The organism is Enterobacter cloacae complex sp. P17RS (assembly GCF_014895885.1).
Classification (GTDB): Bacteria; Pseudomonadota; Gammaproteobacteria; order Enterobacterales; family Enterobacteriaceae; genus Enterobacter; species Enterobacter bugandensis.
Genome location: NZ_JADBQK010000010.1, coordinates 212,702 through 238,691 on the forward strand (window position 1 = coordinate 212,702; position 25,990 = coordinate 238,691).

Consider the following 25,990-nt stretch of genomic DNA (forward strand, 5'->3'; position numbering starts at 1 on the left):
AAATGAATGGATTGTTAACGAATAGTTAGCTGGAAAAAAGCGCTGGCTTCTGCATGTGAAGCCTGTTTTTATGCGGTGCTTAACACTTTTAAAAGGTGCAACCCGTATAAATGTGAGCGAGTGCAACCTATAGGAAAGACGTATAAAACCAGGGATGAAATTCATGTAAATGCAGTGTTAAATCGTTTGTCAGTGGGAAGCGTATACGGCAGGATAGCGCGCCCAACGGAAACACATACACACATCACTACGTTCCGGTGATGACATAACAAGGCAACCCGGACGGTTGTCGCTCGACATTTTGGAGAATTTGAATGGCTATTAGCACACCGATGCTGGTGACATTTCTCGTTTATATTTTTGGCATGATCCTGATAGGGTTTTTGGCATGGCGTTCCACTAAAAACTTTGACGACTACATCCTTGGCGGGCGCAGCTTAGGCCCAATGGTCACCGCGCTCTCTGCGGGCGCATCCGACATGAGCGGCTGGCTGCTGATGGGGCTGCCGGGCGCGATTTTCATCTCCGGTATCTCCGAAAGCTGGATCGCCATCGGCCTGACCGTCGGCGCGTGGATCAACTGGAAGCTGGTGGCAGGCCGTCTGCGCGTGCATACCGAGGCTAACAATAATGCCCTGACGCTGCCGGACTACTTCACCGGACGCTTTGAAGATAACAGCCGCATTCTGCGCATTATCTCCGCGGTGGTGATCCTGCTGTTCTTCACCATCTACTGCGCCTCCGGCATCGTGGCGGGTGCGCGTCTGTTCGAAAGTACCTTCGGTATGAGCTACGAAACCGCCCTGTGGGCCGGTGCGGCGGCAACCATCCTCTATACTTTCGTGGGCGGCTTCCTGGCCGTCAGCTGGACCGACACCGTGCAGGCGAGCCTGATGATCTTCGCCCTGATCCTGACCCCGGTGATTGTGATTTTCACCGTTGGCGGCTTTGGCGATTCACTGGAAGTGATCAAGCAGAAGAGCATCGAAAACGTCGACATGCTGAAAGGGCTGAATTTCGTTGCCATCGTCTCCCTGATGGGCTGGGGCCTGGGCTACTTCGGTCAGCCGCACATTCTGGCGCGCTTTATGGCGGCGGATTCTCATCACACCATCGTTCACGCGCGTCGCATCAGCATGACGTGGATGATCCTGTGTCTGGCGGGCGCGTGTGCGGTCGGCTTCTTCGGTATCGCCTACTTCAGCAATAACCCGGCGCAGGCGGGCGCGGTGAACCAGAACGCCGAGCGCGTGTTCATCGAGCTGGCGCAGATTCTGTTTAACCCGTGGATTGCCGGTATTCTGCTCTCCGCGATCCTGGCGGCGGTGATGTCCACCCTGAGCTGCCAGCTGCTGGTTTGCTCCAGTGCAATCACCGAAGACCTCTACAAGGCCTTCCTGCGTAAAAATGCGAGCCAGAAAGAGCTGGTGTGGGTAGGGCGCTTTATGGTACTGGTGGTGGCGCTGGTAGCCATTGCGCTGGCAGCCAACCCGGAAAACCGCGTGCTGGGTCTCGTGAGCTACGCGTGGGCGGGCTTCGGTGCCGCGTTTGGGCCGGTGGTGCTGTTCTCCGTTATGTGGTCACGCATGACCCGCAACGGCGCGCTGGCGGGGATGATCATCGGTGCGGCGACCGTCATCGTCTGGAAGCAGTTCGCGTGGCTGGGCCTGTACGAAATCATTCCGGGCTTCATCTTCGGCAGCATCGGTATTGTGGTGTTCAGCCTGCTGGGTAAAGCGCCGTCTGCCTCTATGCAGAAGCGCTTTGCGGAAGCGGATGCGCACTACCACACTGCGCCGCCGACTAAGCTTCAGGCAGAATAATTTTCTCACGCAGTACCGTAGGCCGGGTAAGCGCAAGCGCCACCCGGCTTTTTTCTTGCCAAAATCCGTATTTTCCTGTGATATCCATGTGCTTATAACAATGAGGATAGCGACACATGACAATCAAAACAGGGTTAATGGCGGTGGCAATATTGATGCTGGCGGGTTGTAACGCACCCTCGCAGCGTGCGGCGGTGGAGACCTGCAAAGCGGATAACCAGATGCAGCAGACCACGCTCTATTTTGGCTTGAATCGCCCGGCAGGGGCGCAGATTACCGGCAGCGAGTGGCAGCAGTTTGTTGACCAGGACGTGACGCCGCGTTTTCGCGATGGCTTAACGGTGTTTGATGCGCGCGGGCAGTGGCTGGGGAACGACGGGAAAGTGGCGCGTGAATCCAGCAAAGCGTTAATGCTTATCCACGGTAAAGATGCGCAAAGCGAGAAGAACATCGAAGCATTGCGCGGGATCTATAAGTCTCGTTTCGCGCAGGAATCGGTGATGCGGGTCGACCAGCCGGTGTGCGTACAGTTTTAATAAAAAACGGCGGGATAACCCGCCGTTGTTGTTTTGTAGCAAAGCTATTTACAGCACTAATCCCGCAAAGCTCGCCGACAGCAGGCTCACCAGCGTCGCACCGTATACCAGGCGCAGACCAAACCGCGACACCACGTTGCCCTGCTGCTCGTTCAGCCCCTTAATCGCCCCGGCGACGATGCCGATGGAGGCGAAGTTGGCAAACGAGACGAGGAAGACGGACAAAATACCCAGCCCGCGCGGTGACATTTCATGAGCAATTTTTTGCAGCTCAATCATCGCTACAAATTCATTCGCCACCAGCTTGGTTGCCATAATGCTGCCCGCGTTTAACGCATCGCTGAGCGGAATCCCGATAAGCCACGCCAGCGGATAAAACACATAGCCCAGGATCTGCTGGAAGCTCATGCCGAATACGCTGGAGAAGAGGGCGTTAACGGCGCTGATGAGGGCGATAAACCCAATCAGCATCGCCAGAATAATCATCGCCACCTTAAAACCGGCCAGAATATACTCGCCCAGCATTTCAAAGAAGCTCTGGGATTCGTGCAGTTTTTCCAGCTTGATATCCGGCTCGGCTTCCGGACGCACCGGGTTAATGACCGAGAGAATAATAAAGGTGCTGAACATATTCAGGATCAGCGCGGCAACGACAAATTTGGCGTCGAGCATGGTCATATAGGCACCGACAATCGACAGGGAGACCGTCGACATGGCCGTGGCCGCCATGGTGAACAGACGACGCGAGGAGAGATCCCCCAGCACGCCTTTATAGGCAATGAAGTTTTCCGACTGGCCGAGGATCAGCGAGCTCACCGCGTTGAACGATTCCAGCTTGCCCATGCCATTCAGCTTTGACAGCAGCGTCCCGATGATTCGAATAAAAATCGGCAGGATCCGCCAGTGCTGGAGAATACCAATCAGTGCGGAAATAAAAATAATCGGACACAGCACGCCGAGGAAAATAAACGCCAGCCCTTTTTCTCCCATTCCGCCAAAGACGAAATTCGTCCCTTCCGAGGCAAATTTCAGCAGTGACTCAAAGAAGCCGGAAACGTATTTAATCAGGAATAGCCCGCTTTCGGCGTGCAGGAAAAAGAACGCCAGGGCAATTTCAATAACAATCAGCTGTAAAACATAACGAATGCGAATTTTTCGGCGGTCGAAACTCACCAGCCAGGCTAGCGCAAGAATAATCACCAGCGCCAGCAGGAAATGGACAATCTTAAACATGGAATATTTTCGGTTGGTTTTTGAGGCGGATATTTAGCCACAGCACTGGTTAACCGTAAATGGGCATTTTTATTATAACTTATAAACTTAACGGTAACGGCGGCAACTATTAACAGGCTTTGCGTTTACAACTCGTCATCAAATCACCACACATTTCGCTTGTGTTTCCTTTCGCCGTAATGATAATCACTATCACAAGAATTTACCTTTCTTTGCATCAGTTGACCGCGATAAACATTTAAGGTGTCGGCATGTTTGTTCCATTTCTCATTATGTTACGTGAAGGCCTTGAAGCGGCCCTGATTGTCAGCCTTATCGCCAGCTATCTGAAGCGCACCCAGCGTGGGCGCTGGATTGGCGTGATGTGGGTTGGCGTCTTCCTTGCCGCGGCGCTCTGCCTGGGCTTAGGTATCCTCATCAATGAAACCACCGGCGAATTCCCGCAGAAAGAGCAGGAGCTGTTTGAAGGTATCGTCGCCGTGATTGCGGTGTTCATCCTGACGTGGATGGTCTTCTGGATGCGCAAAGTTTCCCGCAACGTGAAGGTGCAGCTGGAGCAGGCGGTGGATAACGCCCTGCAGAAGGGGAATCACCACGGCTGGGCGCTGATTATGATGGTCTTTTTCGCCGTGGCGCGCGAGGGTCTGGAATCGGTTTTCTTCTTGCTGGCGGCATTCCAGCAGGATGTGGGCATCTGGCCGCCGCTGGGCGCAATGCTCGGTCTGGCAACGGCGGTGGTGCTGGGCTTTCTGCTCTACTGGGGCGGCATTCGCCTCAACCTGGGCGCCTTCTTTAAGTGGACCAGCCTGTTCATTCTGCTGGTGGCCGCGGGGCTGGCGGCAGGGGCGATCCGCGCCTTCCACGAGGCGGGCCTGTGGAACCACTTCCAGGACGTGGCGTTCGATCTTAGCAACGTTCTCTCCACCCATTCACTGACCGGCACCCTGCTCGAAGGCATCTTCGGCTACCAGGAAACGCCGAGCGTCAGCGAAGTGGCGATGTACTTTATCTATCTGGTTCCGGCGCTGGTGCTGTTCGCGATGCCGCCGCGTACCGGTTCGCAGGCGTCGCGCGTTGCGCCGTAATTATTGTTTTAGTTACAACATACTTTTTAAGGGAAGAGTCATGGCAATTCAGTTTCGTCGTAGTGCATTGTGCGCAGGCATTGCCGCGCTGTTCGCTTCTGCATTCGCTGCGCAGGCTGCGGATATTCCGCAGGTAAAAGTCACCGTTAACGATAAGCAGTGCGAGCCGATGACCATCACGGTTAACAGCGGTAAAACCCAGTTTATCATTCAGAACCACAGCCAGAAGGCGCTGGAGTGGGAGATCCTCAAAGGCGTGATGGTGGTGGAAGAGCGCGAGAACATCGCGCCAGGCTTCAGTCAGAAGATGACCGCCAACCTGCAGCCGGGTGAATACGACATGACCTGCGGCCTGCTGACCAACCCTAAAGGCAAGCTGATCGTCAAAGGTGCAGCGACGGCGGACGCGGCCAAAGGCACGGCCCTGCTGAGCCTGGGCGACGCCATCACCGCCTATAAAGCCTACGTCACCAAAGAGACGGCGGACCTGGTCACGGGTACCAAAGCCTTCACCGACGCCGTGAAAGCGGGCGATATCGAAAAAGCGAAATCCCTGTACGCGCCAACCCGTCAGCACTACGAGCGCATCGAGCCGATTGCCGAGCTGTTCTCTGACCTCGACGGCAGCATTGATGCCCGCGAAGATGACTACGAGCAGAAGGCCGCCGATCCGAAATTCACCGGCTTCCACCGTCTGGAAAAAGCCCTGTTTGGCGATAACTCCACCAAAGGAATGGAGAAATACGCCGGGCAGCTGAACACCGACGTGCTGGAGCTGCAAAAGCGCATCAGCGAGCTGGCCTTCCCGCCGTCGAAGGTGGTGGGCGGCGCGGCCGGTCTGATTGAAGAAGTGGCCGCGAGCAAAATCAGCGGTGAAGAAGATCGCTACAGCCACACCGACCTGTGGGACTTCCAGGCCAACGTCGACGGCGCGCAGAAGATTGTCGAGCTGCTGCGTCCTCAGCTGCAGAAAGAGAACGGCGAACTGCTGGCGAAAGTAGATGCCAACTTCAAAAAGGTCGATACCATCCTGGCGAAGTACCGTACCAAAGATGGGTTCGAAACCTACGACAAGCTGACCGACGCCGACCGTAACGCGCTGAAAGGCCCGATTACGACGCTGGCGGAAGATCTCTCCCTGCTGCGCGGCGTACTGGGTCTGGATTAAGCACGATGAACAAGCATGACGAGTTCGACGTCGCGGAACCTTCACGGCGTCGGTTGTTAAAAGGGGTAGGGGCGCTGGGCGGCGCGTTTGCCCTGGCGGGAGGTTGCCCGGTGGCGCATGCGGCGAAACCGCAGAGCGCGCCCGGTACGCTCTCGCCGGATGCCCGCATGGAGACACAGCCGTTTTATGGCGCGCACCAGGCGGGTATTCTCACGCCGCAGCAGGCTTCCATGATGCTGGTGGCCTTTGATTCACTGGCCAGCGATAAGGCGGATCTGGAGCGTCTGTTCCGCCTGCTGACGGCGCGCATCGCGTTTCTTACCGCGGGCGGGCCGGCACCGGATACGCCGAACCCGCGCCTGCCGCCGATGGATTCCGGTATCCTCGGGGCGTTTATCGCGCCGGATAACCTGACCATTACCGTGTCGGTAGGGGAGTCGCTGTTTGACGGCCGCTACGGCCTGGCAAAACAGAAGCCTAACGCGCTGCAGAAGATGACGCGCTTCCCGAATGACTCCCTCGACGCGGCGCTGTGCCACGGCGATCTGCTCTTGCAGATTTGTGCCAATACCCAGGACACGGTGATCCACGCCCTGCGCGATATCATCAAGCACACGCCGGATCTGCTGAGCGTGCGCTGGAAGCGGGAAGGGTTTATCTCTGACCACGCCGCCCGCAGCAAAGGCAAAGAGACGCCGGTTAACCTGCTGGGCTTTAAGGACGGCACGGCCAACCCGGACAGCAGCGATGCGGCGCTGATGAAAGACGTGGTGTGGGTGACGGCAGATCAGGGGGAACCCGCATGGGCGGTGGGCGGCAGCTACCAGGCTGTGCGCATTATTCAGTTCCACGTGGAGTTCTGGGACCGCACGCCGTTGAAAGAGCAGCAGACGATTTTTGGCCGCGACAAGCAGAGCGGGGCGCCGCTGGGCATGAAGCACGAGCATGATGTGCCGGACTACGCGAACGACCCGGATGGCGACGTTATCGCGCTCGACAGCCATATTCGCCTTGCCAACCCGCGCACCAAAGAGACGCAGTCCAGCCTGATGATGCGCCGTGGCTACAGCTATTCGCTGGGCGTGACCAATTCCGGCCAGCTTGATATGGGTCTGCTGTTCGTCTGCTATCAGCACGATCTGGAGAAAGGCTTCCTGACCGTGCAGAAGCGGTTAAACGGCGAAGCGCTGGAAGAGTACATTAAGCCCATCGGCGGCGGCTATTTCTTTGCCCTGCCCGGCGCGCGCGATGCTGGCGCGTATCTCGCACAAGGTCTGATGGAAGCCTGATAATCGTCCCTGCGATAGTTCGCGGGGACATTATTTTTTCATATGACTATCTTATTGTTATATTTCTGTAATATTCATATATAAGACTGATTCCGCTGCAGGAACAGTCTTAAAAGTTGCATCCAGGTAAAATAAATGTTGCATTTATGATAACTCCTGATGTACTTAAGATAAGACAGCGGTAGTTCCCGGCAGTGATGCTGAATCACTATGGAGATCGCGAATGGTTGCGTCCTGTACTGGACAAGGTAAACATAACAACCGCAGCACCCGGCGCGGAGGCTCAGACTCCGGCAGCGATTTCCTCACCACTAAATTCTCCCCCACACCTCAAGAATCTGATTCGACCGACGTGCAGACCGGTGCGCGTAGCCGTTCTGTATCGTCATCTGATAAAGCAAGCAATGGCTTACAAGGAAGCCAACCCTCTGATGTTCGTGCGCATAATCGTGCCGAAGCTGGCGCGTGTGATGAATACCAACAACTCAAGGTGCTATCCATGGGAAGACAAAAAGCAGTGATCAAAGCTCGTCGCGAAGCAAAACGTGTGCTGAGACGGGACTCACGTAGCCATAAACAGCGTGAAGAAGAATCGGTCACCTCGCTTGTGCAGATGAGTGGCGTAGAAGCAATTGGCATGGCCAGAGACAGCCGTGATAATTCTCCAATTGTGGCGCGCAATGAGGCTCAGGCGCACTACCTGAATGCTATCGAGAGTAAACAGCTCATCTTTGCAACCGGTGAAGCCGGATGCGGGAAAACCTGGATCAGTGCAGCCAAAGCAGCGGAAGCGCTGATCCATAAGGACGTGGAGCGCATTATTGTTACCCGTCCTGTACTGCAAGCTGATGAAGATCTCGGCTTCCTGCCCGGCGATATTTCGGAGAAGTTTGCTCCGTACTTCAGGCCCGTCTATGACGTGCTGGTGAAGCGACTGGGTGCATCCTTTATGCAGTACTGCCTGCGACCAGAGATTGGCAAGGTGGAAATCGCGCCGTTCGCCTATATGCGCGGACGTACATTTGAAAATGCGGTCGTTATTCTCGACGAGGCTCAGAACGTGACCGCTGCGCAAATGAAGATGTTTTTAACGCGCCTCGGGGAGAACGTGACGGTTATCGTCAACGGCGATATTACCCAGTGTGACCTGCCGTCGGGCGTGAAGTCCGGCCTCAGCGACGCCATGTCACGTTTTGAGGAAGATGAGATGATTGGGGTGGTACGCTTCACCAAAGAGGACTGCGTGCGCTCGGCGCTCTGTCAGCGCACGCTGCAAGCGTATTACTGAGTTTGCTGTTGTGTTCAAGGCCCGGGAAACCGGGCTTTGTTTTATGTGCAGGCATAAAGAGCGCAGGGAGTCTCAAGGTTCGAATCCCCAGGTGCGATCCAAAAGAAAAAAGCCCGTACTTTCGTACGAGCTCTTATCTCAAATATGGCGGTGAGGGGGGGATTCGAACCCCCGATACGTTGCCGTATACACACTTTCCAGGCGTGCTCCTTCAGCCACTCGGACACCTCACCATATTGTTTTGCTGCCTGACCGCTTGGGGGGCAACGGGGCGCTACTATAGGGAGTTGCGCGAAAGCGGTCAAGCAGATTTTCTGCATTCGTGCTTGTTCGGTTAAGCCTTAATCAGCTTATGACGCACAGCGCAGGATTAACGCTGCGAATCGAGCACTTCGCTGTTTTTCACCACCTCCTGCGCTTTGCCGTAGCTTTCGATCAGCAGCTGGTAGGCCGGGAAGATGTGGGTGTATACCTCAGCCCATTCAGCCGCATCTTCACGGTTCCAGGTTCGCTGGATCTCAGAGGCCACAGCGGCGGTATCCATCGGCACCACGCCTGCCTGGACCACGCGGGCCAGGGTGATCTCCTGCGCCATTTTGCTGTAGGTGCCGGAGGCATCAATCACCGCAAACACTTTATATCCGTCCGCCACCGCGCTGATGGACGGGAAGGCCATGCAGACGCTGGTGATCGTGCCTGCAATAATTAACGTCTTGCGACCGGTAGCTTTTACCGCCGCCACGAATTCCGGGTTATCCCAGGCGTTGATCTCACCTTTGCGGGCCACATACTGCGCATGCGGCGCGTTGGCGTGGATCTCCGGGATAAGCGGGCCGTTCGGTCCCTGTGGAACGGAGGCGGTGGTGATCACCGGGATCTTCGCCAGCGTGGCGATCTTTGCCAGCGCCGCCGCACGGGCGCGCAGCTCCGGCATGGGCATGTCGCCGACGGTCTGGAACAGCCCGCTCTGGTGGTCGATAAGCAGCATGACGGCATCATTTACGTCAATGACGGGACGTGCACCGTTGAAGTTTGCAGGGGTAGACATATTGCGCTCCTTAATTACGTTCAGATCTGGCCAAAGCGGCCGGAGTTGAAATCACGAATGGCTTCCGCGATCTCGGTTTTACTGTTCATCACAAACGGGCCGTAGCCCACAATCGGTTCATTCAGCGGCTCACCGGCCATCAGCAGCAATTTCGCGTCGCTGTTCGCTTCCAGATGCAGCTTTTCACCGCTCTGACTTAGCACAACCAGCTGCGCTTCACCCGCTGGCGTGGTGCCGTTCACCGTTACGCTGCCCTCAAGTACCACCAGCGCCGTGCTCCAGCCTTCGGGCTGGTTGAGCGTCAGATGGCTGCCCTGGTTAAGCGCGATGTCCCAGACGTTCAGCGGTGAGAAGGTATGGGCCGGGCCCGTCACGTCCTCAAGGCGACCGGCGATGACCCGCAGCGTGCCGCTGTTATCCGGCAGCGTGACCACCGGGATATCCGCTTTGGTGATACTCTGGTAGCCGGGCGTCGCCATTTTGTCTTTGGCGGGCAGGTTGACCCACAGCTGCATCATTTTTAGTTCACCGCCTTTCTGCGCGAAGGCGCTGGAGTGGAACTCCTCGTGCAGGATGCCTGCGCCCGCCGTCATCCACTGCACGTCGCCGGGGCCAATAACGCCGCCTCTGCCGGTGGAGTCGCGATGCTCCACTTCGCCGGCGTAAACGATGGTCACCGTTTCAAAGCCGCGATGAGGATGCTCGCCCACGCCGCGTTTCGCGCCGTCCGCCGGGAAGGTGTACGGTCCGGCATAGTCCAGCAGCAGAAACGGGCTCAGCGGCTCGCAGAGCGTCTGGTAAGAAAACATTGAACGAACCGGGAAACCGTCACCGACCCAGTGCGGACGAGGTGCGGTATAAACGCCTGTTACGTTTTTCATGATGAACTCCTGATGTTCTGTTGATGTAATTAGCTTATATTCAGGGTTAATATCCCGGTAGATAGTGAAAATGACATTCACTGTTCTGAATATGGAACGATGAGGGCGTATGCAGGATCTCAATGATTTCGCGTGGTTTGTGAAGGTGGTGGACCATGGTGGATTTGCGGCGGCGGGTCGGGCGCTCGATCAGCCCAAGTCAAAACTGAGCCGGCGAATTGCCCAGCTGGAAGAGCGCCTTGGCGTGCGGTTGATCCAGCGCACCACCCGGCAGTTTACGGTGACGGAAGTGGGGCAGACGTTCTATCAGCACTGTAAAGCCATGCTGGTAGAGGCCGAAGCAGCGGAAGAGGCGGTGGCGGCGTTGCAGGCCGAGCCACGCGGCGTGGTCAGGATCACCTGTCCGGTCACCTTGCTGCACGTGCACGTGGGGCCCATGCTGGCGCGGTTTATGGCGCGCTATCCGGGGATCAATCTTCAGCTTGAGGCCACCAACCGACGGGTTGATCTGGTGGGTGAGGGTATCGACGTGGCGATCCGCGTTCGTCCACGTCCGTTTGATGACAGCGACCTGGTGTTAAGAGTGCTGGCAGACAGGGGACACTGCCTGGTGGCGAGCCCTGCACTGATTGAGCGGATGGGTCACCCTGCCGTGCCCTCTGAGCTGAGCGAGTGGCCGGGTTTGAGCATGGGGGTGGGAAAGCAGCTGCACAGATGGGAACTGAGCGGGCCGGAGGGAGCGAAAGCCGCGATTCATTACACGCCGCGCTTTATTACCACCGACATGCTGGCGCTGCGTGAAGCGGCGATGGCGGGGGTGGGCGTGGTGCAGCTGCCGATTTTGATGGTCAAGGATCAGCTGGCATCCGGGGAACTGGTAAGGGTGCTGGACGCATGGGAACCCCGACGGGAAGTGATTCACGCTGTTTATCCTTCCAGGCGAGGTTTGCTGCCGTCCGTCAGAACGCTGGTGGATTTTCTTACTGAAGAGTATGCGCGGATGGTGGAGGAGTAACGATCCCCTCGCCCTTTTGGGGAGAGGGTTAGGGTGAGGCGCTCAGGCTGCACCGAGCTGAATATAGCACCGGGGGGGGATTGACTCGCTTCGCTCGCCCTGCGGGCAGCCTGTTCGCTTTGCTCACAGTCTGTCCAACTGGCTGCGCCAGTTGTCGAACCCCGGTCGGGGGTTCTTATCCCCCCTTACGGAGAATATAAAAGAAAAAAGCCCGTACTTTCGTACGAGCTCTCATCTTGAATATGGCGGTGAGGGGGGGATTCGAACCCCCGATACGTTGCCGTATACACACTTTCCAGGCGTGCTCCTTCAGCCACTCGGACACCTCACCATATTGTCATCCCGTTGTTGCTGGGACGGGCGCTAATGTAAGGAAAAGCCGAACTGCCGTCAACCCACTTTTTCAGTAATTTAGCGCGTTTAGACAAACTTCAGGCAACATGATTCTTAAATGTGCTGAAAGCGTCTTTTTTATCAACAACACGGTCACGCAATAAATTTGCTATGCTGACCGTCCAGTTAAAAAGCAAAATAAATCAGCGCAATAAAAGGCAGGATTGACTATGGATATACTCTTCTATCACCCCACTTTTGATACGGCTTACTGGATTAAGGCACTTTCTGCGGCACTGCCGGGCGTTCGCGTTCGTGAGTGGAAGCGGGGCGATAACGAACATGCTGACTACGCGCTGGTCTGGCATCCGCCGGTAGAAATGCTCCAGGGCCGTAAGCTGAAGGCCGTGTTCGCGCTTGGAGCCGGCGTGGATTCCATTCTGAGCAAGCTGAAAGCACACCCTGAAATGCTGCCGGAAGATATTCCTCTGTTCCGCCTGGAAGATACCGGTATGGGCCAGCAAATGCAGGAATATGCCGTCAGCCAGGTGCTGCACTGGTTCCGCCGCTTTGATGACTATCAGGCGCTTAAGCAGCAATCCCGCTGGGAGCCGTTGCCTGAATATCCGCGCGAAGCGTTTACCGTTGGTATCCTCGGCGCGGGCGTGCTGGGTTCGAAAGTGGCTGAAGCGCTCGCGCCGTGGGGCTTCCCGCTGCGCTGCTGGAGCCGCAGCCGTAAAGACTATCCGGGCGTTGAGAGCTTTGCCGGAACGGATGAGCTTCCGGCCTTCCTGAACGGCACGCGTGTGCTGATTAACCTGCTGCCTAATACGGCGGAAACGGTGGGGATTATCAATGAAGGCCTGCTCAACCAGCTGGACGACCAGAGCTACCTGATGAACCTGGCGCGCGGCGTGCATCTGGTCGAGCCGGATCTGCTGAAGGCGCTGGATAGCGGGAAGCTTAAAGGCGCCATGCTGGATGTCTACAGCCGTGAGCCGCTGCCGGAGGAAAGCCCGCTGTGGCGACACCCGCGCGTGGCAATGACTCCGCACGTTGCCGCCGTGACGCGACCTGCCGAGGCGGTGGCCTATATCTCGCACACGATCGGTGAAATAGAGAAGGGTAACCCGGTCACCGGACAGGTCGACCGACAGCGCGGCTACTGAGAGAAACCCGGCGTTCGCCGGGTTTTTGCTAATATTCGCCGCTGATAACTGCTATCCTTTGGAAAAAACGCAGAGGAGAGAAAGATGTATCCCGTTGACCTGCATATGCACACCGTCGCCAGCACCCACGCGTATAGCAACCTCCATGATTATATTGCCCAGGCGAAGCTTAAGGGCATCAAGCTGTTCGCGATAACCGATCACGGCCCGGATATGGCGGATGCGCCGCACTACTGGCATTTTGTGAATATGCGTATCTGGCCACGTCTGGTGGACGGCATTGGGATACTGCGCGGCATTGAGGCGAACATCAAAAACACCGACGGTGAAATTGACTGTACCGGCCCGATGCTGACCTCCTTAGATCTGATCCTTGCCGGCTTCCATGAGCCGGTTTTCCCGCCGCAGGATAAAGAGACCAATACCGCGGCGATGATTGCCACTATTGCCAGCGGCAATGTGCACATCATCAGCCATCCGGGCAATCCGAAATACCCGATCGATATTCAGGCCGTGGCGCAGGCCGCGGCGAAACACCGCGTGGCGCTGGAGATTAACAACTCCTCGTTCGTGCACTCGCGTAAAGGCAGTGAAGCCAACTGTCGCGAAGTGGCTGCCGCCGTGCGTGATGCGGGTGGCATGGTGGCGCTGGGCTCTGATTCGCACACGGCCTTCACGCTGGGGGATTTTAGCGAGTGCCTGAAAATATTGCAGGATGTGGATTTCCCGGAAGAGCGCATCCTGAACGTCACGCCGCGTCGTATGCTTGATTTCCTCGAGTCGCGTGGCATGGCACCGATTGATGAATTTGCCGATCTTTAATTGAATAACGGAATAGAACAATGAATGAATTTTCCATCCTTTGCCGCGTGCTGGGCTCCCTGTATTACCGCCAGCCGCAGGACCCGCTGCTGGTGCCGCTGTTTACGCTGATTCGCGAAGGTAAACTGGCGCAGAACTGGCCGCTGGAACAGGATGAGTTACTGGAGCGCCTGCAGAAAAGCTGCGATATGCAGCAGATCTCAACGGACTACAATGCTCTGTTCGTGGGCGAAGAGTGCCGCGTGTCGCCGTATCGTTCCGCCTGGCAGGAAGGCGCGACCGAAGCGGAAGTGCGGGCATTCCTTTCAGAACGCGGGATGCCCCTGAGCGATACCCCAGCCGATCATATCGGTACGCTGCTGCTGGCCGCGTCCTGGATCGAAGACAACGCTGGCGACGATGAAAATGAAGCCATCGGGATCCTCTTCGAAACCTATCTGCTGCCGTGGGTGGGGACCTTCCTGGGTAAAGTGGAAGCTCATGCCACCTCTCCGTTCTGGCGAACGCTGGCCCCGCTGACGCGTGACGCCATCGCAGCAATGTGGGACGAGCTGGAAGAAGAGAGCGAGGAGTGATGTAAATCACAAAAATCCTGCAACGATACATTTCAACTTGCACGTAATGTGCTTCTGATCTCATTTCTATGGCGCGCTTCTGCTAAGATGCGCGCCATGAACATATTACTTTGTATTGCAATCACGACGGGTATCCTCTCCGGTATTTGGGGATGGGTAGCGGTGTCTCTCGGTCTGTTAAGCTGGGCTGGCTTCCTGGGTTGCACGGCCTATTTCGCCTGTCCTCAGGGCGGGCTGAAAGGGCTCTTTATCTCAGGCTGCACGCTGATGAGCGGCGTTATCTGGGCGCTGGTCATCATGAAAGGCAGCGCGCTGGCGCCGCATCTGGAGATGCTGGGGTACGTCATGACGGGTGTCGTCGCCTTCCTGATGTGCATCCAGGCGAAGCATCTGCTGCTGTCGTTTGTGCCGGGAACCTTTATGGGGGCCTGCGCAACCTTTGCCGGGCAGGGGGACTGGAAGCTGGTGGTTCCTTCCCTGGCGCTGGGGCTGCTGTTTGGCTACGCCATGAAGAACAGCGGTCTTTGGCTGGCGACGCGACGGGAAAAAACGCAAAACATCACCGCGGTGAGTGAATAAAAAAAAGGCGAGATAATCATCTCGCCTTTTTTTATGCGCTGCCCGTCAGGATTCCGGAGGCACCGACATATCACGGTATTTCACCAGGATCGGGTTCTGCACGTCCGCTTTGTTTTGCAGATCCCACAGCCCGCGATCGATACCATCGTTGATTAAGAAGATCACGCCGGTTTCAATGGCTGACATCAGACACATCATGACCGGTTCGTTAGAGGTGTAGCCAATTTCTCCCTCCAGCAGACGCTGGTAATCGATGAAGCGGAATACCCCAGCCTGAACTTCATAAGACAATATCGTTTTGCTGGTGTTGACCGAAGAGAGCACTTCACCGGTACTGACGTTCACGACGCGCAGGTTAACCGCAATTTGGTCGAGCTGGTACTGGGTATCTGCGCCGATACCGAAGTAGCGCGCGCCCACGCCACCCGATTTCACGTTGCTCTCGTAACCGATAATCGACCCTTCAATCATCACGTTTGCGGCGGCCAGAGACTGCAGAGGCATCCGGTTATTGTCCGCAACGGTGCCATTCTCCTGCGCGGCACGAATGATTTTTCGTTCATTTAACAGGTTCTGAAGCCCCTGGCGTTCCAGCGGAATAAACCAGTGCGAATCTTTAAGTGCAGTCACCAGCATGGCGGTGGCGCTTTGCGGCACCGCGGTGGAGAAGTTACTTGCCGGATAAGGCTTAAATTGTCCGGTTTCATCCTGAATGTTGTATACCGAGACAAATATCTTGCCCGTAGGTGAAGGCAAATGGGTTAAATCACGGTAACTTTGGGCCCGCGGCATTAATGTGGGTTTTGCAGCTTCTTTAGGCGGAGCAGTTAAACAACCGCTCAATAAGCACACTGCAACAAATATCAGGAAGCGCTGCATGGTCGTTGTCCTTATTTAGCTATTGTTTAAAAGTCAGTTGAATTATTTTGCAGGCCGGAAACCTCTATGGTGGAAGTTTTTCCGGTTTTACGATCGGTCACATTCAACTGGAGCTGTCCGTCCCTGTTGGCGATGTCGACGATAAAGTCGTTGGTCATCATTCGGCCGGGTTTGCCGGTATTAATGTTGGTCAGCAATCCCCCTAAAATCTGCGACTGGATAGCCTGGGTGAAGTTATCCAGTGCGGAAGGGGTATCAACGGTAAAATCCTGAAAGCTCGGATCTTTATAGGAGTTTTGTGCCTGAGCTTGATTCAGCAGAAAGGCACCGTTGTTGGGGTTACCGCCAAAGTTAGGGTTACGGAACTGGAAGGTCATATTTCCAGCCCAGCTCAGGGGAGCAATAAGCATGATCGAAACAACTGCATATGCAATACGCATGACAGCCTCCGCATATCGGTTCGCTAGAACTCATCTTTTGCTAAATCGCTGGTGCTTAATAGGGCTTTATCTATTTGCAGGCGATTAATAGCGTCTTCAGTTTGAGCCAGTGCTAAGGCTACGTTTTTTTCGAAGTCTGTTTTCGAGGGGAATAAAAACGTTTGATAAATAACGTCCTGATTGGCCGTTATGGTTATCCAGCTTCCCCATCGTGCACTGGGCCGCTCGTTGATTGTTAAATTACCCGTGTAGGGACTGTCCCATTTATCGCTGAAGGCCCGGTAAAAACTGTGCCCGATCGATGAGACAGTGTGGTCAGTTAACAATCCGGGAACTTCGACCTCAACGGCCTGCAGGTTCCCTGCAGCGAGCAGGAGACTCGCTGCGGCGATCCAACTCAACGTGCGCTTCATGTGATTAACGCCTGAGGTTATCGTTTGCCCATGAAACCGCCTGAGTTCGGTTTTTAACAGCTATCTTCTTGAAAAGATTATAAAGGTGCGTCTTTACCGTATTTTCGCTGATAAATAACGAACGGGCGATTTCAATATTTGAAGCACCAATGCGTAATTTGTTCAGGATCTCTTTCTCACGGTGGGTGAGCAGCGCTGATTCCGAACTGTTATAGCGGTAATTTCCGGAGTGCGTGATGAGGTAGCTGGCCAGCTTTTGCGAGAAATAGCATTCGCCGCGCAATATGCCTTGCAGACCATCTACCACCCGAACCTCTTCTTCAGTGACGTAGAACACGCCATTGATATGCGGCCAGCTTTCAATATCTCTGAAAGGATATTCATCAGGCGTATTCAATAATAACACGCGGATATTATTGTTTTTCCTGCTTAAGTTATCTTGCCAGTAATGGATAAGCTTTTTATCGGCTTCCATCATATCAAACAGAATGATGCTGCCAGGCGCAATATCATCAAAAGAACGTTGAATATTATGCAATTTCCCGTTCAGTGATAGAGATTGCTTTAAATGTTGTAATAAAGCTGTCGCTTGCAGAGAAGGTTTTGTGATCAACAGTAATGTATGACCATGTAAACTATGGACTTCATTATACATGATGAAACCCCACTTATTTTTGGCACCTGACAGCCGCCCTCTCTGTAAAGAAGAGGGCACCAGAAGTACTGACAGATGTTGCACTGCTGTGTGTAGAATCAGAACATAACCTCCACAGGGAGGTAAATATAAAACCAATTTCGTACATCTAATTTCAATCTAGCTTTTACGAATTTTAAAGCAAGTGTTAATCATGTAACAAGATGTAAAAATCAATATTAATTTGTGAAAATTGCAGATTTTTAATGTTGTTATTTGATATTAAAGTTGTACATGGAAATAGTTGTGCATAGATTTTAAAAATCATACAAATATAATTAACTGGTTAATATTTATAAGTATTTATTATTTTGTTTAGTTTGTACCCAGGTATGAGTAACTGATACTTTCTAAGTCATGCCGTTCTGGTTTTTCTGGCTTAAGAAAACTCGCCTTGTGTCACGCCCTGAAGAAAATCTCATCCTGGCGTTACGCTTAAACAACGCGGGAAGGGGCATGGACGGCTGTCTCGCCGTTGTACAACATGTCGCGCATAAATATTTCATAAAAAATAAAAACGGCCTGTGTCATGCCTTTTATGGTGCAAATTACAACTTTGTGGTGACCTGAAAAATAAAAATAAGCCGCGCGGGTGAGATATTTAAAATGTTTCAGCGGACATACTCTTCACCGTAACGACGCGTTAACAAAAACGAGTCGTTTAATACGAAATACGATCAGGGTGTTTTCAGGTAGCCGGGTCCAGGGTGACAACATGAAAAACACATCGTTATTTTTGATGTTTACATTACTGGGTGCGCCTGGATTTGTAACCGCCGCGAATTCAGATTTAGCAAACGCTGAATATAATTTTGCGGTTAATGAATTAAGTTATTCATCATTAAATCAGGCAGCCATTATTGGTCAACAGGGCGTATTTAATGACGCTCAGCTTCGCCAGGAAGGATCGAAACTCTTGTCCGTCATTTCTCAGGATGGGGCAGGCAACAGAGCGAGAGTTGATCAATCAGGGACTTACAATATTGCCTGGATCGATCAGAGCGGTAACGGGAACGATGCAGGTATTACGCAGGATGGATATGGTAATAGTGCGAAAATTATCCAGAAAGGGTCGGGTAATAGAGCAAATATTACGCAGTACGGTACGCAGAAAACCGCAGTTGTAGTGCAGAAACAGTCGCAGATGGCAATTCGCGTTATTCAGCGCTAGCTATTTCGCGACGACGTTAATCAATCCGATGGGGGTTTACCATGAAATTTATCAAAGTGGCAGCACTTGCAGCAATCGTCGTTTCTGGTAGTGCTATGGCTGGTATGATTAATCAGGGCGGATGGGGTCATGGACACGGTCATGGCGGAAACAGTGGTCCAAATTCAACCCTGAATATTTATCAGAACGGTGGCGGTAACTCCGCGCTGGCGTTGCAGACAGATGCCAGAAATTCCGTTCTTAATATTAGCCAGACCGGTGGCGGTAACGGGGCTGATGTCGGTCAGGGTTCTGACGACAGCAAAATCAACCTGACCCAGAACGGCTTTGGCAACAGTGCGACACTCGATCAGTGGAACAGCAAAAAATCCGTTATGAATGTTAGCCAGTACGGCGGCCTTAACGGTGCGCTCGTAGACCAGACGGCGTCTAACTCCACCGTCAACGTTACCCAGATCGGCTTTGGTAACCACGCGACAGCGCATCAGTACTGATACTGAAATCTGTACTACAAAAAAACAGGGCCGATGCCCTGTTTTTTTTCGGGAGTTCCTCATGAATACCTTCATTCTCCTTGCCGCGCTTTCCGGGCAGATAACCTTTCAAACGTCACAGCAGGGAAATATGACGACCATTATTCCGCAGGTCATTTTGACGGAACCGTGTGATTGTCAGGTTCAGATCCTCTCTTTGAAGGAAGGGCAGAGTGGGCAAAGTGCTTCGCGACAGCAAAATACCCTTTTTATTCCCGCTAATCAGCCGATTGATTTAACGCGGTTGAGTTTAACTATTTCTGCGGAAGACACGATCAACATCGTTGTCACCGTCACGGATGGAAGAGCGCTTCATTTATCACAGCAGTGGTCGCCAGCCGGGGGTGCGCTGTAAATATTCATGAAATCAATGCATTGTGAATATTTGCCGTTGAACTAAGCTGTTATCAGGAACTGCGTTGTTAGGTTCCGTAACGTCAGCCTTCGTTTGCATAATGAAGCGCGTTTGCCCCTCATGGACGATTTTCATTGAGGAGTACATATCGTGACCCACTCTTTTGCACATCTTATTTCAGGTCTGGGCCTGCTTGTTTCGGCATTTATCGCTCCAGCTTATTCGGCCACGCTCGCGCAGGGCGGCGTTATTCACTTTCGCGGCGCAATCGTTGCTGACCCTTGCGAAGTTACCCACCAGCAGCGGCAGCTGGCGGTGTCGTGTCCGGAAAAAAATCGTATGCAAACGCGTATGGTGAGTTACGGCGACGCGCTGAACGGCAAGGCGACGGCTTCCGGCCTGGCGACAGTGAATATGACGTACCTGAATCCTGAAAAAACGCTCGCGGTTGTTCAGATCCAGTACCGTTAATACCCGTGCGCGCCCGTCGGCGGGGGCGGTTTTACGCCTATCGTTTTTCTCAATAACCCCTCTGCGATACACTTATAAAAAAGGCGGGCAGCAGAGGGGCTTTATGAAACCGCAAATTGAAATTATTCATGGCGATATTACGACAGTTCATGTCGACGTCATCGTCAATGCGGCCAATCCTTCCCTGATGGGGGGAGGAGGCGTAGACGGCGCTATTCACCGGGCTGCCGGACCGCAGTTACTGGAAGCCTGTAAAATCGTGCGTCAGCAACAGGGTGAATGCCCTCCGGGCCATGCGGTGATTACGCTGGCGGGCAACCTTCCTGCCAAAGCGGTGATTCATGCTGTCGGGCCCGTGTGGCACGGCGGAGACCAGCATGAAGCGAGCCTTCTGGAGGAGGCATACCGAAACTGTCTGCGGCTTGCCGCCGACAACGGCTATAAAACGATGGCGTTCCCGGCCATCAGCACCGGCGTGTATGGATATCCTAAGGCGGCAGCGGCGACCATCGCCGTCGAAACGGTTTACCGCTATTTGTCGCTTAAACCGCTGCCAGAGAAGGTGATTTTTGTCTGCTTCGATGAAGACACCACGCATCTTTATCAGCGGCTTCTGACTCAGCGCAGACAAGAGCTGGAGAGCTGAAGCGAAGGCGGCGCACCGTGAGTGCGCCGCGCTGCTCAGGCGGCTTTCGGCTGAGGTTTTCCTGAAAACAGGAAGCGCAGAAGAGGGATCCGCAGATGGATCTCGTAGAGTACGACGGCAATCCCCACCACAAACACCAGCCCGGTAAAGAAGCCCAGCGTGTTGGATGCGATATGCGGCGTGATGTATGCCCCGAAGAACAGCGTCAACGGGTGGTGCACCAGATAGATAAACAGTGAGGCATTGACGAAGTAGGTCACGCGGCTGGACTTAAAGTTCAGCAAACGGTGGCCGAGCGCGAACACTACGTTCACCATCCACAAGCCCAACAGCATGGTGATCACGCTTTCTGTTTCATACATCCAGGCGTCGCCACTCCCGTAGCGCTGGTTCAGCAGGTAGGCCGCAAACGCGATGGCCGCACCCACCGCGCACCACGGTGACGGGGTGGTAAACAGCGCTTTAAGCCTCGGATGAATAAAGGCCAGCGCGCCAATTAAAAAGAACGGAATGTAGAACAGCGACTGCATCACCACAAAATTGAACAGGCCGTCGCTCAGTATTGGTGGATAGACGATAAACAACGTGCGTCGCACCGCGGCATAGGCGATCCCCAGCAGTAAAAAGAGCACCGACAGTTTGCCCAGCGTGACGTTAGCGAAGAAAGAGTCTGCTGTCGTGCTGAGATGACGGCGCAGGCGGCTGAAAATCACCAGACTGACCGTGGTCAGCACCACCAGAACCAGCAGGAACCAGAGGTGAGACACCAGCTCCCAGACCAGCGTGTTGTACTTTTCATACAGCGAGAGATTCGGCCAGTTCTCCGCCTTGCCTTTAACGTATTGCAGCATAATGAACTGCGGCAGCGTCAGCAGCGGTATGGCGGTTAACATGGGAATACCTACGCGCTCCACGCGCACTTTCCACCAGCGCTTAAGCGGATAGCGTAAAAAAAGCATGTACGAGAAATAGCCGGAGATGACAAAAAACACCTGCATGCGGAAGGCGTGAATAAAGTCATTAAACAGCGTCAGCCACCAGGAGGGCATCTGGCTATTAACATGCCACGTGTGGCTGGAGTAAATCAGTGAAATATGAAAGGGGATCCCCAATAGCATCAGCCATGCCCGGATCGAGTCGAGGAAATATTCCCGTTGTATCGGTGTTGTGCTCATATAACGTTGCGCATTCTCAGACTTTTCGCCTTATCCCTAAGGCTCATAATGGTTACATTCGACGCCAACCCTACACCAAGACCGACACACTGTCTCCAGGATAAGCACGCAAAGTGAATAACGGGTTCTTTCATTTGCTTAATCCATGAGCCAGCAGCTGAACAAAGCAGTGATTATGTTGTCGGATTGCCTGAGTTTCCATTAAAATGGATCGGATCGATATAAGCACACAAAGGGGGAAGTGCTTACTTATTATGAAACATAAACCACAGATGATGAAAATGCGTTGGTTGGGTGTTGCGGTGGTGTTATCACTGTATACCTCATCGGCACTGGCCTTTAACATCGACGATGTCGCAAAACAGGCAAAATCGATGGCAGGCAAGAGCTACGAAGCGCCGAAAAGTAACCTGCCCTCCGTTTTCCGCGACATGAAGTATGCGGACTATCAGCAGATCCAGTTCAACCACGATAAAGCGTACTGGAATAACGTTAAAACCCCGTTCAAGCTTGAATTTTATCATCAGGGTATGTACTTCGACACGCCTGTTGCCATCAATGAAGTGACGGCGACCGCGGTACGTAAGATCAAGTACAGCCCGGATTACTTCAATTTTGGCAATGTGCAGCACGACAAAGATACGGTGAAAGACCTGGGCTTCGCAGGCTTCAAGGTGCTTTACCCGATCAACAGCAAAGATAAAAACGACGAAATCGTTAGCATGCTTGGCGCCAGCTACTTCCGCGTGATTGGCGCGGGGCAGGTGTACGGGCTTTCTGCGCGCGGTCTGGCTATTGATACCGCGCTGCCATCAGGTGAAGAGTTCCCGCGTTTCCGCGAGTTCTGGATTGAGCGTCCAAAACCAACGGACAAACGTCTGACTATTTATGCGCTGCTGGATTCCCCACGCGCAACCGGTGCCTATCGCTTTGTGATTATGCCAGGTCGTGACACGGTCGTTGACGTGCAGTCCAAGGTTTACCTGCGTGACAAAGTGGGCAAACTGGGCGTCGCTCCGCTGACCAGTATGTTCCTGTTTGGGCCGAACCAGCCGTCACCGGCAACCAACTTCCGCCCGGAACTGCATGACTCCAACGGTCTGTCTATTCATGCCGGTAACGGTGAGTGGATCTGGCGTCCGCTGAATAACCCGAAACATCTGGCGGTCAGCAGCTTTGCGATGGAAAACCCGCAGGGCTTTGGCCTGCTGCAACGTGGCCGTCAGTTCTCTCGCTTTGAAGATCTTGACGACCGCTATGACCTGCGTCCAAGCGCCTGGGTTACGCCGAAAGGCGACTGGGGTAAAGGCAAGGTAGAGCTGGTTGAAATTCCAACCAACGACGAAACCAACGACAACATCGTCGCATACTGGACGCCGGATCAGCTGCCGGAAGCCGGTAAAGAGATGAACTTCAAGTACACCATTACCTTCAGCCGCGACGAAGATAAGCTGCATGCGCCGGATAACGCGTATGTGACGCAGACTCGCCGCTCGACGGGTGACGTGAAGCAGTCTAACCTGATCCGTCAGCCTGACGGTACGGTAGCGTTTGTCGTGGACTTCACCGGCCAGGATATGAAGAAACTGTCTCCTGATACTGCGGTGTCGGCCCAGGCCAGCATCGGTGACAACGGTGAAATCGTAGAGAACACCGTGCGTTACAACCCGGTAACCAAAGGCTGGCGTCTGACCCTGCGCGTGAAAGTGAAAGATCCGAAACAGACCACTGAAATGCGTGCTGCGCTGGTCAGTGAAGATCAGCCGCTGAGTGAAACCTGGAGCTACCAGCTACCTGCCAATGAATAATACATCTGAATATATTGATGCCATGCCGCTGACGGATATCGAAAAAGCGGCGCTGCCTAAGAGCGACATCCGCGCGGTTCACACCGCGCTGGATGGCGAACATCGTCAGTTTTCCCGTGATGATGATACGCCGCTGGGGTCAGTCAAGGCGCGTCTGGAGCAGGCCTGGCCGGACTCGCTGGCAGAAGGGCAGTTGATTAAAGACGACGAAGGACGCGATCAGCTTCAGGCGATGCCGAAAGCGACGCGTTCCTCAATGTTCCCCGATCCATGGCGCACCAACCCGGTTGGCCGCTTCTGGGATCGCCTGCGCGGGCGTGACGTCACGCCGCGCTATCTGTCGCGCCTGACGAAAGAAGAGCAGGCCTCCGAACAGAAATGGCGTACCGTGGGGACAATTCGCCGTTATATCCTGCTGCTTCTGACGCTGGCGCAGACGGTTGTCGCGACCTGGTATATGAAAACCATTCTGCCTTACCAGGGCTGGGCGTTTATCAACCCGACGGACATGATGGGCCAGGATCTCTGGGTCTCCTTCATGCAGCTGCTGCCGTATATCCTGCAGAGCGGCATTCTCCTGCTGTTCGCGGTCCTCTTCTGCTGGGTCTCGGCCGGGTTCTGGACCGCGCTGATGGGCTTCCTGCAGCTGCTGATGGGACGGGACAAGTACAGCATTTCGGCGTCAACGGTCGGGGATGAACCCCTCAATCCCGAGCACCGTACCGCGCTGATTATGCCTATCTGTAACGAAGACGTTGACCGCGTATTTGCGGGCCTGCGTGCAACCTGGGAGTCCGTAAAGGCAACCGGTAATGCGGCGCATTTCGACGTTTACATCCTGAGTGACAGTTACAACCCGGATATCTGCGTTGCAGAGCAAAAAGCCTGGATGGAGCTGATTGCAGAAGTGCAGGGCGAAGGGCAGATCTTCTACCGCCGCCGCCGCCGTCGCGTGAAGCGTAAAAGTGGCAACATCGATGACTTCTGCCGCCGCTGGGGTAACCAGTACAGCTACATGGTCGTGCTGGATGCTGACTCCGTCATGAGCGGTGACTGCCTGAGCGGTCTGGTGCGTCTGATGGAAGCCAACCCGAACGCGGGGATCATTCAGTCTTCGCCAAAAGCATCCGGCATGGACACCCTGTACGCGCGCTGCCAGCAGTTCGCCACCCGTGTTTACGGCCCGCTGTTTACCGCCGGTCTGCACTTCTGGCAGTTGGGTGAGTCGCACTACTGGGGCCACAACGCCATTATCCGCGTGAAGCCGTTCATCGAACACTGTGCGCTGGCGCCGCTGCCGGGCGAGGGTTCGTTTGCCGGTTCGATTCTGTCGCATGACTTCGTGGAAGCGGCGCTGATGCGTCGTGCGGGCTGGGGCGTCTGGATTGCCTACGACCTGCCGGGATCGTACGAAGAGCTGCCGCCGAACCTGCTGGACGAGCTCAAGCGCGACCGCCGCTGGTGTCACGGTAACCTGATGAACTTCCGCCTGTTCCTCGTAAAAGGGATGCATCCGGTTCACCGTGCGGTGTTCCTGACGGGCGTAATGTCTTATCTCTCCGCACCGCTGTGGTTTATGTTCCTCGCGCTCTCCACTGCGCTGCAGGTCGTCCATGCCCTGACGGAGCCGCAATACTTCCTGCAACCGCGCCAGCTGTTCCCGGTGTGGCCGCAGTGGCGTCCGGAGCTGGCGATTGCGCTGTTTGCTTCCACCATGGTGCTGCTGTTCCTGCCTAAGCTGCTCAGTATCATCCTGATCTGGTGCAAAGGCTCGAAAGAGTACGGCGGATTCTTCCGCGTCACCCTTTCGCTGCTGCTGGAAGTACTGTTCTCCGTGCTGCTGGCGCCGGTGCGTATGCTGTTCCACACCGTGTTTGTGGTCAGTGCGTTCCTGGGCTGGGAAGTGGTCTGGAACTCACCGCAGCGTGATGACGACTCCACGCCGTGGAGTGAAGCCTTCATGCGCCACGGGTCTCAGCTGCTGCTGGGCCTGGTGTGGGCGGCCGGAATGGCCTGGCTGGATCTGCGCTTCCTGTTCTGGCTGGCGCCGATTGTCTTCTCGCTGATCCTGTCGCCGTTTGTGTCCGTGATCTCCAGCCGTTCAACGGTAGGGCTGCGTACCAAACGCTGGAAACTGTTCCTGATCCCGGAAGAGTATTCTCCGCCGCAGGTGCTGGTTGATACCGATACCTATCTGGAGCAGAACCGCAACCGCACGCTGGACGATGGCTTTATGCACGCCGTGTTTAATCCGTCATTTAACGCTCTGGCGACGGCAATGGCCACCGCGCGCCACCGCGCAAGCCAGGTGCTGGAGATTGCCCGCGATCGTCACGTTGAGCAGGCGCTTAACGAGACCCCGGAAAAACTCAATCGCGACCGTCGTCTGGTGCTGCTGAGCGATCCGGTCACGATGGCAAGACTTCACTATCGCGTATGGTCCGCTCCGGAGAAGTACTCTTCGTGGGTGAACTACTACAAAGATCTGAAGCTGAACCCGCTGGCGCTGAAGGCGAAGTAAGCGGTTAAGCAAGGCGGGTAAGCAAAGCGCCACCCGCCAG

The 25,990-nt window shown here is 54.6% G+C and carries 26 protein-coding genes and 2 tRNA genes; 18 read left to right on the plus strand and 10 right to left on the minus strand.

Translation table 11 applies throughout. From position 1 onward, the window contains the following. Window positions 1-314: 314 nt before the first annotated feature. On the plus strand, window positions 315-1,823 hold the full coding sequence (gene putP, locus IM265_RS11080) for a sodium/proline symporter PutP (protein WP_136486161.1): 1,509 nt from the start codon (window positions 315-317) through the stop codon (window positions 1,821-1,823). A gap of 116 nt (window positions 1,824-1,939) precedes the next feature. After that, window positions 1,940-2,359, plus strand: a complete 420-nt coding sequence (locus IM265_RS11085) for a DUF3574 domain-containing protein (protein ID WP_048960511.1) — start codon at window positions 1,940-1,942, stop codon at window positions 2,357-2,359. A 48-nt stretch (window positions 2,360-2,407) separates the two neighbouring features. On the opposite strand, the gene IM265_RS11090 is transcribed toward IM265_RS11085, so the two are convergent. After that, window positions 2,408-3,592: a NupC/NupG family nucleoside CNT transporter gene (locus IM265_RS11090; protein WP_047368266.1), complete on the minus strand. Its 1,185-nt coding sequence runs from the start codon at window positions 3,590-3,592 to the stop codon at window positions 2,408-2,410. Window positions 3,593-3,843: 251 nt separating this feature from the next. Between IM265_RS11090 and efeU the strand changes: the two genes are divergently transcribed. The 4 genes from efeU to phoH all read left to right on the plus strand — a co-directional run bounded on the left by efeU (window position 3,844) and on the right by phoH (window position 8,422). Beyond that, window positions 3,844-4,677: an iron uptake transporter permease EfeU gene (gene efeU / locus IM265_RS11095; protein ID WP_028012665.1), complete on the plus strand. Its 834-nt coding sequence runs from the start codon at window positions 3,844-3,846 to the stop codon at window positions 4,675-4,677. Window positions 4,678-4,717: 40 nt separating this feature from the next. After that, window positions 4,718-5,845, plus strand: a complete 1,128-nt coding sequence (gene efeO / locus IM265_RS11100; protein WP_028012666.1) for an iron uptake system protein EfeO — start codon at window positions 4,718-4,720, stop codon at window positions 5,843-5,845. Window positions 5,846-5,850: 5 nt separating this feature from the next. Continuing rightward, window positions 5,851-7,134 (plus strand): iron uptake transporter deferrochelatase/peroxidase subunit, encoded by a 1,284-nt coding sequence (gene efeB / locus IM265_RS11105; protein ID WP_193030978.1) that lies wholly within the window; start codon window positions 5,851-5,853, stop codon window positions 7,132-7,134. Window positions 7,135-7,633: 499 nt separating this feature from the next. After that, complete coding sequence (gene phoH / locus IM265_RS11110; protein ID WP_024908976.1) at window positions 7,634-8,422, plus strand: phosphate starvation-inducible protein PhoH; 789 nt, start codon at window positions 7,634-7,636, stop codon at window positions 8,420-8,422. Between the two features lie 145 nt (window positions 8,423-8,567). On the opposite strand, the gene IM265_RS11115 is transcribed toward phoH, so the two are convergent. From IM265_RS11115 to IM265_RS11125, 3 genes are all read right to left on the minus strand, one after another. Next, window positions 8,568-8,655 (minus strand) — tRNA-Ser (locus IM265_RS11115). Between the two features lie 137 nt (window positions 8,656-8,792). Next, window positions 8,793-9,470: an isochorismatase family protein gene (locus IM265_RS11120; RefSeq protein WP_025755865.1), complete on the minus strand. Its 678-nt coding sequence runs from the start codon at window positions 9,468-9,470 to the stop codon at window positions 8,793-8,795. 20 nt (window positions 9,471-9,490) lie between these two features. Further along, the gene (locus IM265_RS11125) at window positions 9,491-10,351 is read right to left on the minus strand and encodes a pirin family protein (RefSeq protein WP_193030981.1); all 861 of its coding nucleotides are present in this window, start codon (window positions 10,349-10,351) and stop codon (window positions 9,491-9,493) included. A 109-nt stretch (window positions 10,352-10,460) separates the two neighbouring features. On the opposite strand from IM265_RS11125, the gene IM265_RS11130 reads away from it, so the two are divergent. Then, window positions 10,461-11,366: a LysR family transcriptional regulator gene (locus IM265_RS11130; RefSeq protein WP_028012669.1), complete on the plus strand. Its 906-nt coding sequence runs from the start codon at window positions 10,461-10,463 to the stop codon at window positions 11,364-11,366. A gap of 243 nt (window positions 11,367-11,609) precedes the next feature. On the opposite strand, the gene IM265_RS11135 is transcribed toward IM265_RS11130, so the two are convergent. Beyond that, window positions 11,610-11,697: transfer RNA gene (locus IM265_RS11135), tRNA-Ser, on the minus strand. A 232-nt stretch (window positions 11,698-11,929) separates the two neighbouring features. On the opposite strand from IM265_RS11135, the gene ghrA reads away from it, so the two are divergent. The 4 genes from ghrA to IM265_RS11155 all read left to right on the plus strand — a co-directional run bounded on the left by ghrA (window position 11,930) and on the right by IM265_RS11155 (window position 14,844). Then, window positions 11,930-12,868, plus strand: coding sequence for a glyoxylate/hydroxypyruvate reductase GhrA (gene ghrA / locus IM265_RS11140; RefSeq protein ID WP_193030983.1), 939 nt, complete (start codon window positions 11,930-11,932; stop codon window positions 12,866-12,868). A gap of 84 nt (window positions 12,869-12,952) precedes the next feature. Next, entirely contained in the window at window positions 12,953-13,690 is a 738-nt protein-coding gene (locus tag IM265_RS11145; protein ID WP_028012671.1) for a phosphatase, read from the plus strand. A 20-nt stretch (window positions 13,691-13,710) separates the two neighbouring features. Further along, window positions 13,711-14,265 (plus strand): molecular chaperone, encoded by a 555-nt coding sequence (locus tag IM265_RS11150; RefSeq protein WP_028012672.1) that lies wholly within the window; start codon window positions 13,711-13,713, stop codon window positions 14,263-14,265. Window positions 14,266-14,361: 96 nt separating this feature from the next. Beyond that, a complete protein-coding gene (locus tag IM265_RS11155; protein WP_074171828.1) occupies window positions 14,362-14,844 on the plus strand; it encodes a DUF1097 domain-containing protein in 483 nt (160 codons plus the stop codon). A 45-nt stretch (window positions 14,845-14,889) separates the two neighbouring features. On the opposite strand, the gene csgG is transcribed toward IM265_RS11155, so the two are convergent. The 4 genes from csgG to csgD are packed head-to-tail and all read right to left on the minus strand — an operon-like array spanning window position 14,890 to window position 17,231. Beyond that, complete coding sequence (gene csgG, locus IM265_RS11160) at window positions 14,890-15,723, minus strand: curli production assembly/transport protein CsgG (protein WP_028012674.1); 834 nt, start codon at window positions 15,721-15,723, stop codon at window positions 14,890-14,892. A 26-nt stretch (window positions 15,724-15,749) separates the two neighbouring features. Next, window positions 15,750-16,163, minus strand: a complete 414-nt coding sequence (gene csgF, locus IM265_RS11165) for a curli production assembly/transport protein CsgF (protein ID WP_028012675.1) — start codon at window positions 16,161-16,163, stop codon at window positions 15,750-15,752. A 23-nt stretch (window positions 16,164-16,186) separates the two neighbouring features. Continuing rightward, entirely contained in the window at window positions 16,187-16,576 is a 390-nt protein-coding gene (csgE, locus tag IM265_RS11170; RefSeq protein ID WP_028012676.1) for a curli production assembly/transport protein CsgE, read from the minus strand. 4 nt (window positions 16,577-16,580) lie between these two features. Continuing rightward, on the minus strand, window positions 16,581-17,231 hold the full coding sequence (gene csgD, locus IM265_RS11175; RefSeq protein ID WP_028012677.1) for a biofilm master transcriptional regulator CsgD: 651 nt from the start codon (window positions 17,229-17,231) through the stop codon (window positions 16,581-16,583). Window positions 17,232-17,985: 754 nt separating this feature from the next. Here csgD and csgB point away from each other — a divergent pair. The 5 genes from csgB to ymdB all read left to right on the plus strand — a co-directional run bounded on the left by csgB (window position 17,986) and on the right by ymdB (window position 20,446). Further along, the gene (gene csgB / locus IM265_RS11180) at window positions 17,986-18,441 is read left to right on the plus strand and encodes a curli minor subunit CsgB (protein ID WP_028012679.1); all 456 of its coding nucleotides are present in this window, start codon (window positions 17,986-17,988) and stop codon (window positions 18,439-18,441) included. 41 nt (window positions 18,442-18,482) lie between these two features. Further along, window positions 18,483-18,935 (plus strand): curli major subunit CsgA, encoded by a 453-nt coding sequence (csgA, locus tag IM265_RS11185; RefSeq protein WP_047368274.1) that lies wholly within the window; start codon window positions 18,483-18,485, stop codon window positions 18,933-18,935. A gap of 61 nt (window positions 18,936-18,996) precedes the next feature. Continuing rightward, a complete protein-coding gene (gene csgC, locus IM265_RS11190) occupies window positions 18,997-19,329 on the plus strand; it encodes a curli assembly chaperone CsgC (RefSeq protein WP_193030985.1) in 333 nt (110 codons plus the stop codon). 150 nt (window positions 19,330-19,479) lie between these two features. Then, window positions 19,480-19,800, plus strand: coding sequence for a hypothetical protein (locus IM265_RS11195; protein WP_063153821.1), 321 nt, complete (start codon window positions 19,480-19,482; stop codon window positions 19,798-19,800). A gap of 103 nt (window positions 19,801-19,903) precedes the next feature. Then, the gene (ymdB, locus tag IM265_RS11200; protein ID WP_193030987.1) at window positions 19,904-20,446 is read left to right on the plus strand and encodes an O-acetyl-ADP-ribose deacetylase; all 543 of its coding nucleotides are present in this window, start codon (window positions 19,904-19,906) and stop codon (window positions 20,444-20,446) included. Window positions 20,447-20,481: 35 nt separating this feature from the next. On the opposite strand, the gene mdoC is transcribed toward ymdB, so the two are convergent. Continuing rightward, window positions 20,482-21,621: a glucans biosynthesis protein MdoC gene (gene mdoC, locus IM265_RS11205; RefSeq protein ID WP_041910534.1), complete on the minus strand. Its 1,140-nt coding sequence runs from the start codon at window positions 21,619-21,621 to the stop codon at window positions 20,482-20,484. Between the two features lie 254 nt (window positions 21,622-21,875). Between mdoC and mdoG the strand changes: the two genes are divergently transcribed. Together mdoG and mdoH are read left to right on the plus strand one after the other, a co-directional pair. Continuing rightward, window positions 21,876-23,429, plus strand: coding sequence for a glucans biosynthesis protein MdoG (gene mdoG, locus IM265_RS11210; RefSeq protein WP_028012685.1), 1,554 nt, complete (start codon window positions 21,876-21,878; stop codon window positions 23,427-23,429). Then, the gene (gene mdoH, locus IM265_RS11215) at window positions 23,422-25,950 is read left to right on the plus strand and encodes a glucans biosynthesis glucosyltransferase MdoH (RefSeq protein WP_193030989.1); all 2,529 of its coding nucleotides are present in this window, start codon (window positions 23,422-23,424) and stop codon (window positions 25,948-25,950) included. The genes mdoG and mdoH overlap by 8 nt, the downstream gene beginning before the upstream one ends. The last annotated feature ends 40 nt before the right edge of the window (window positions 25,951-25,990 follow it).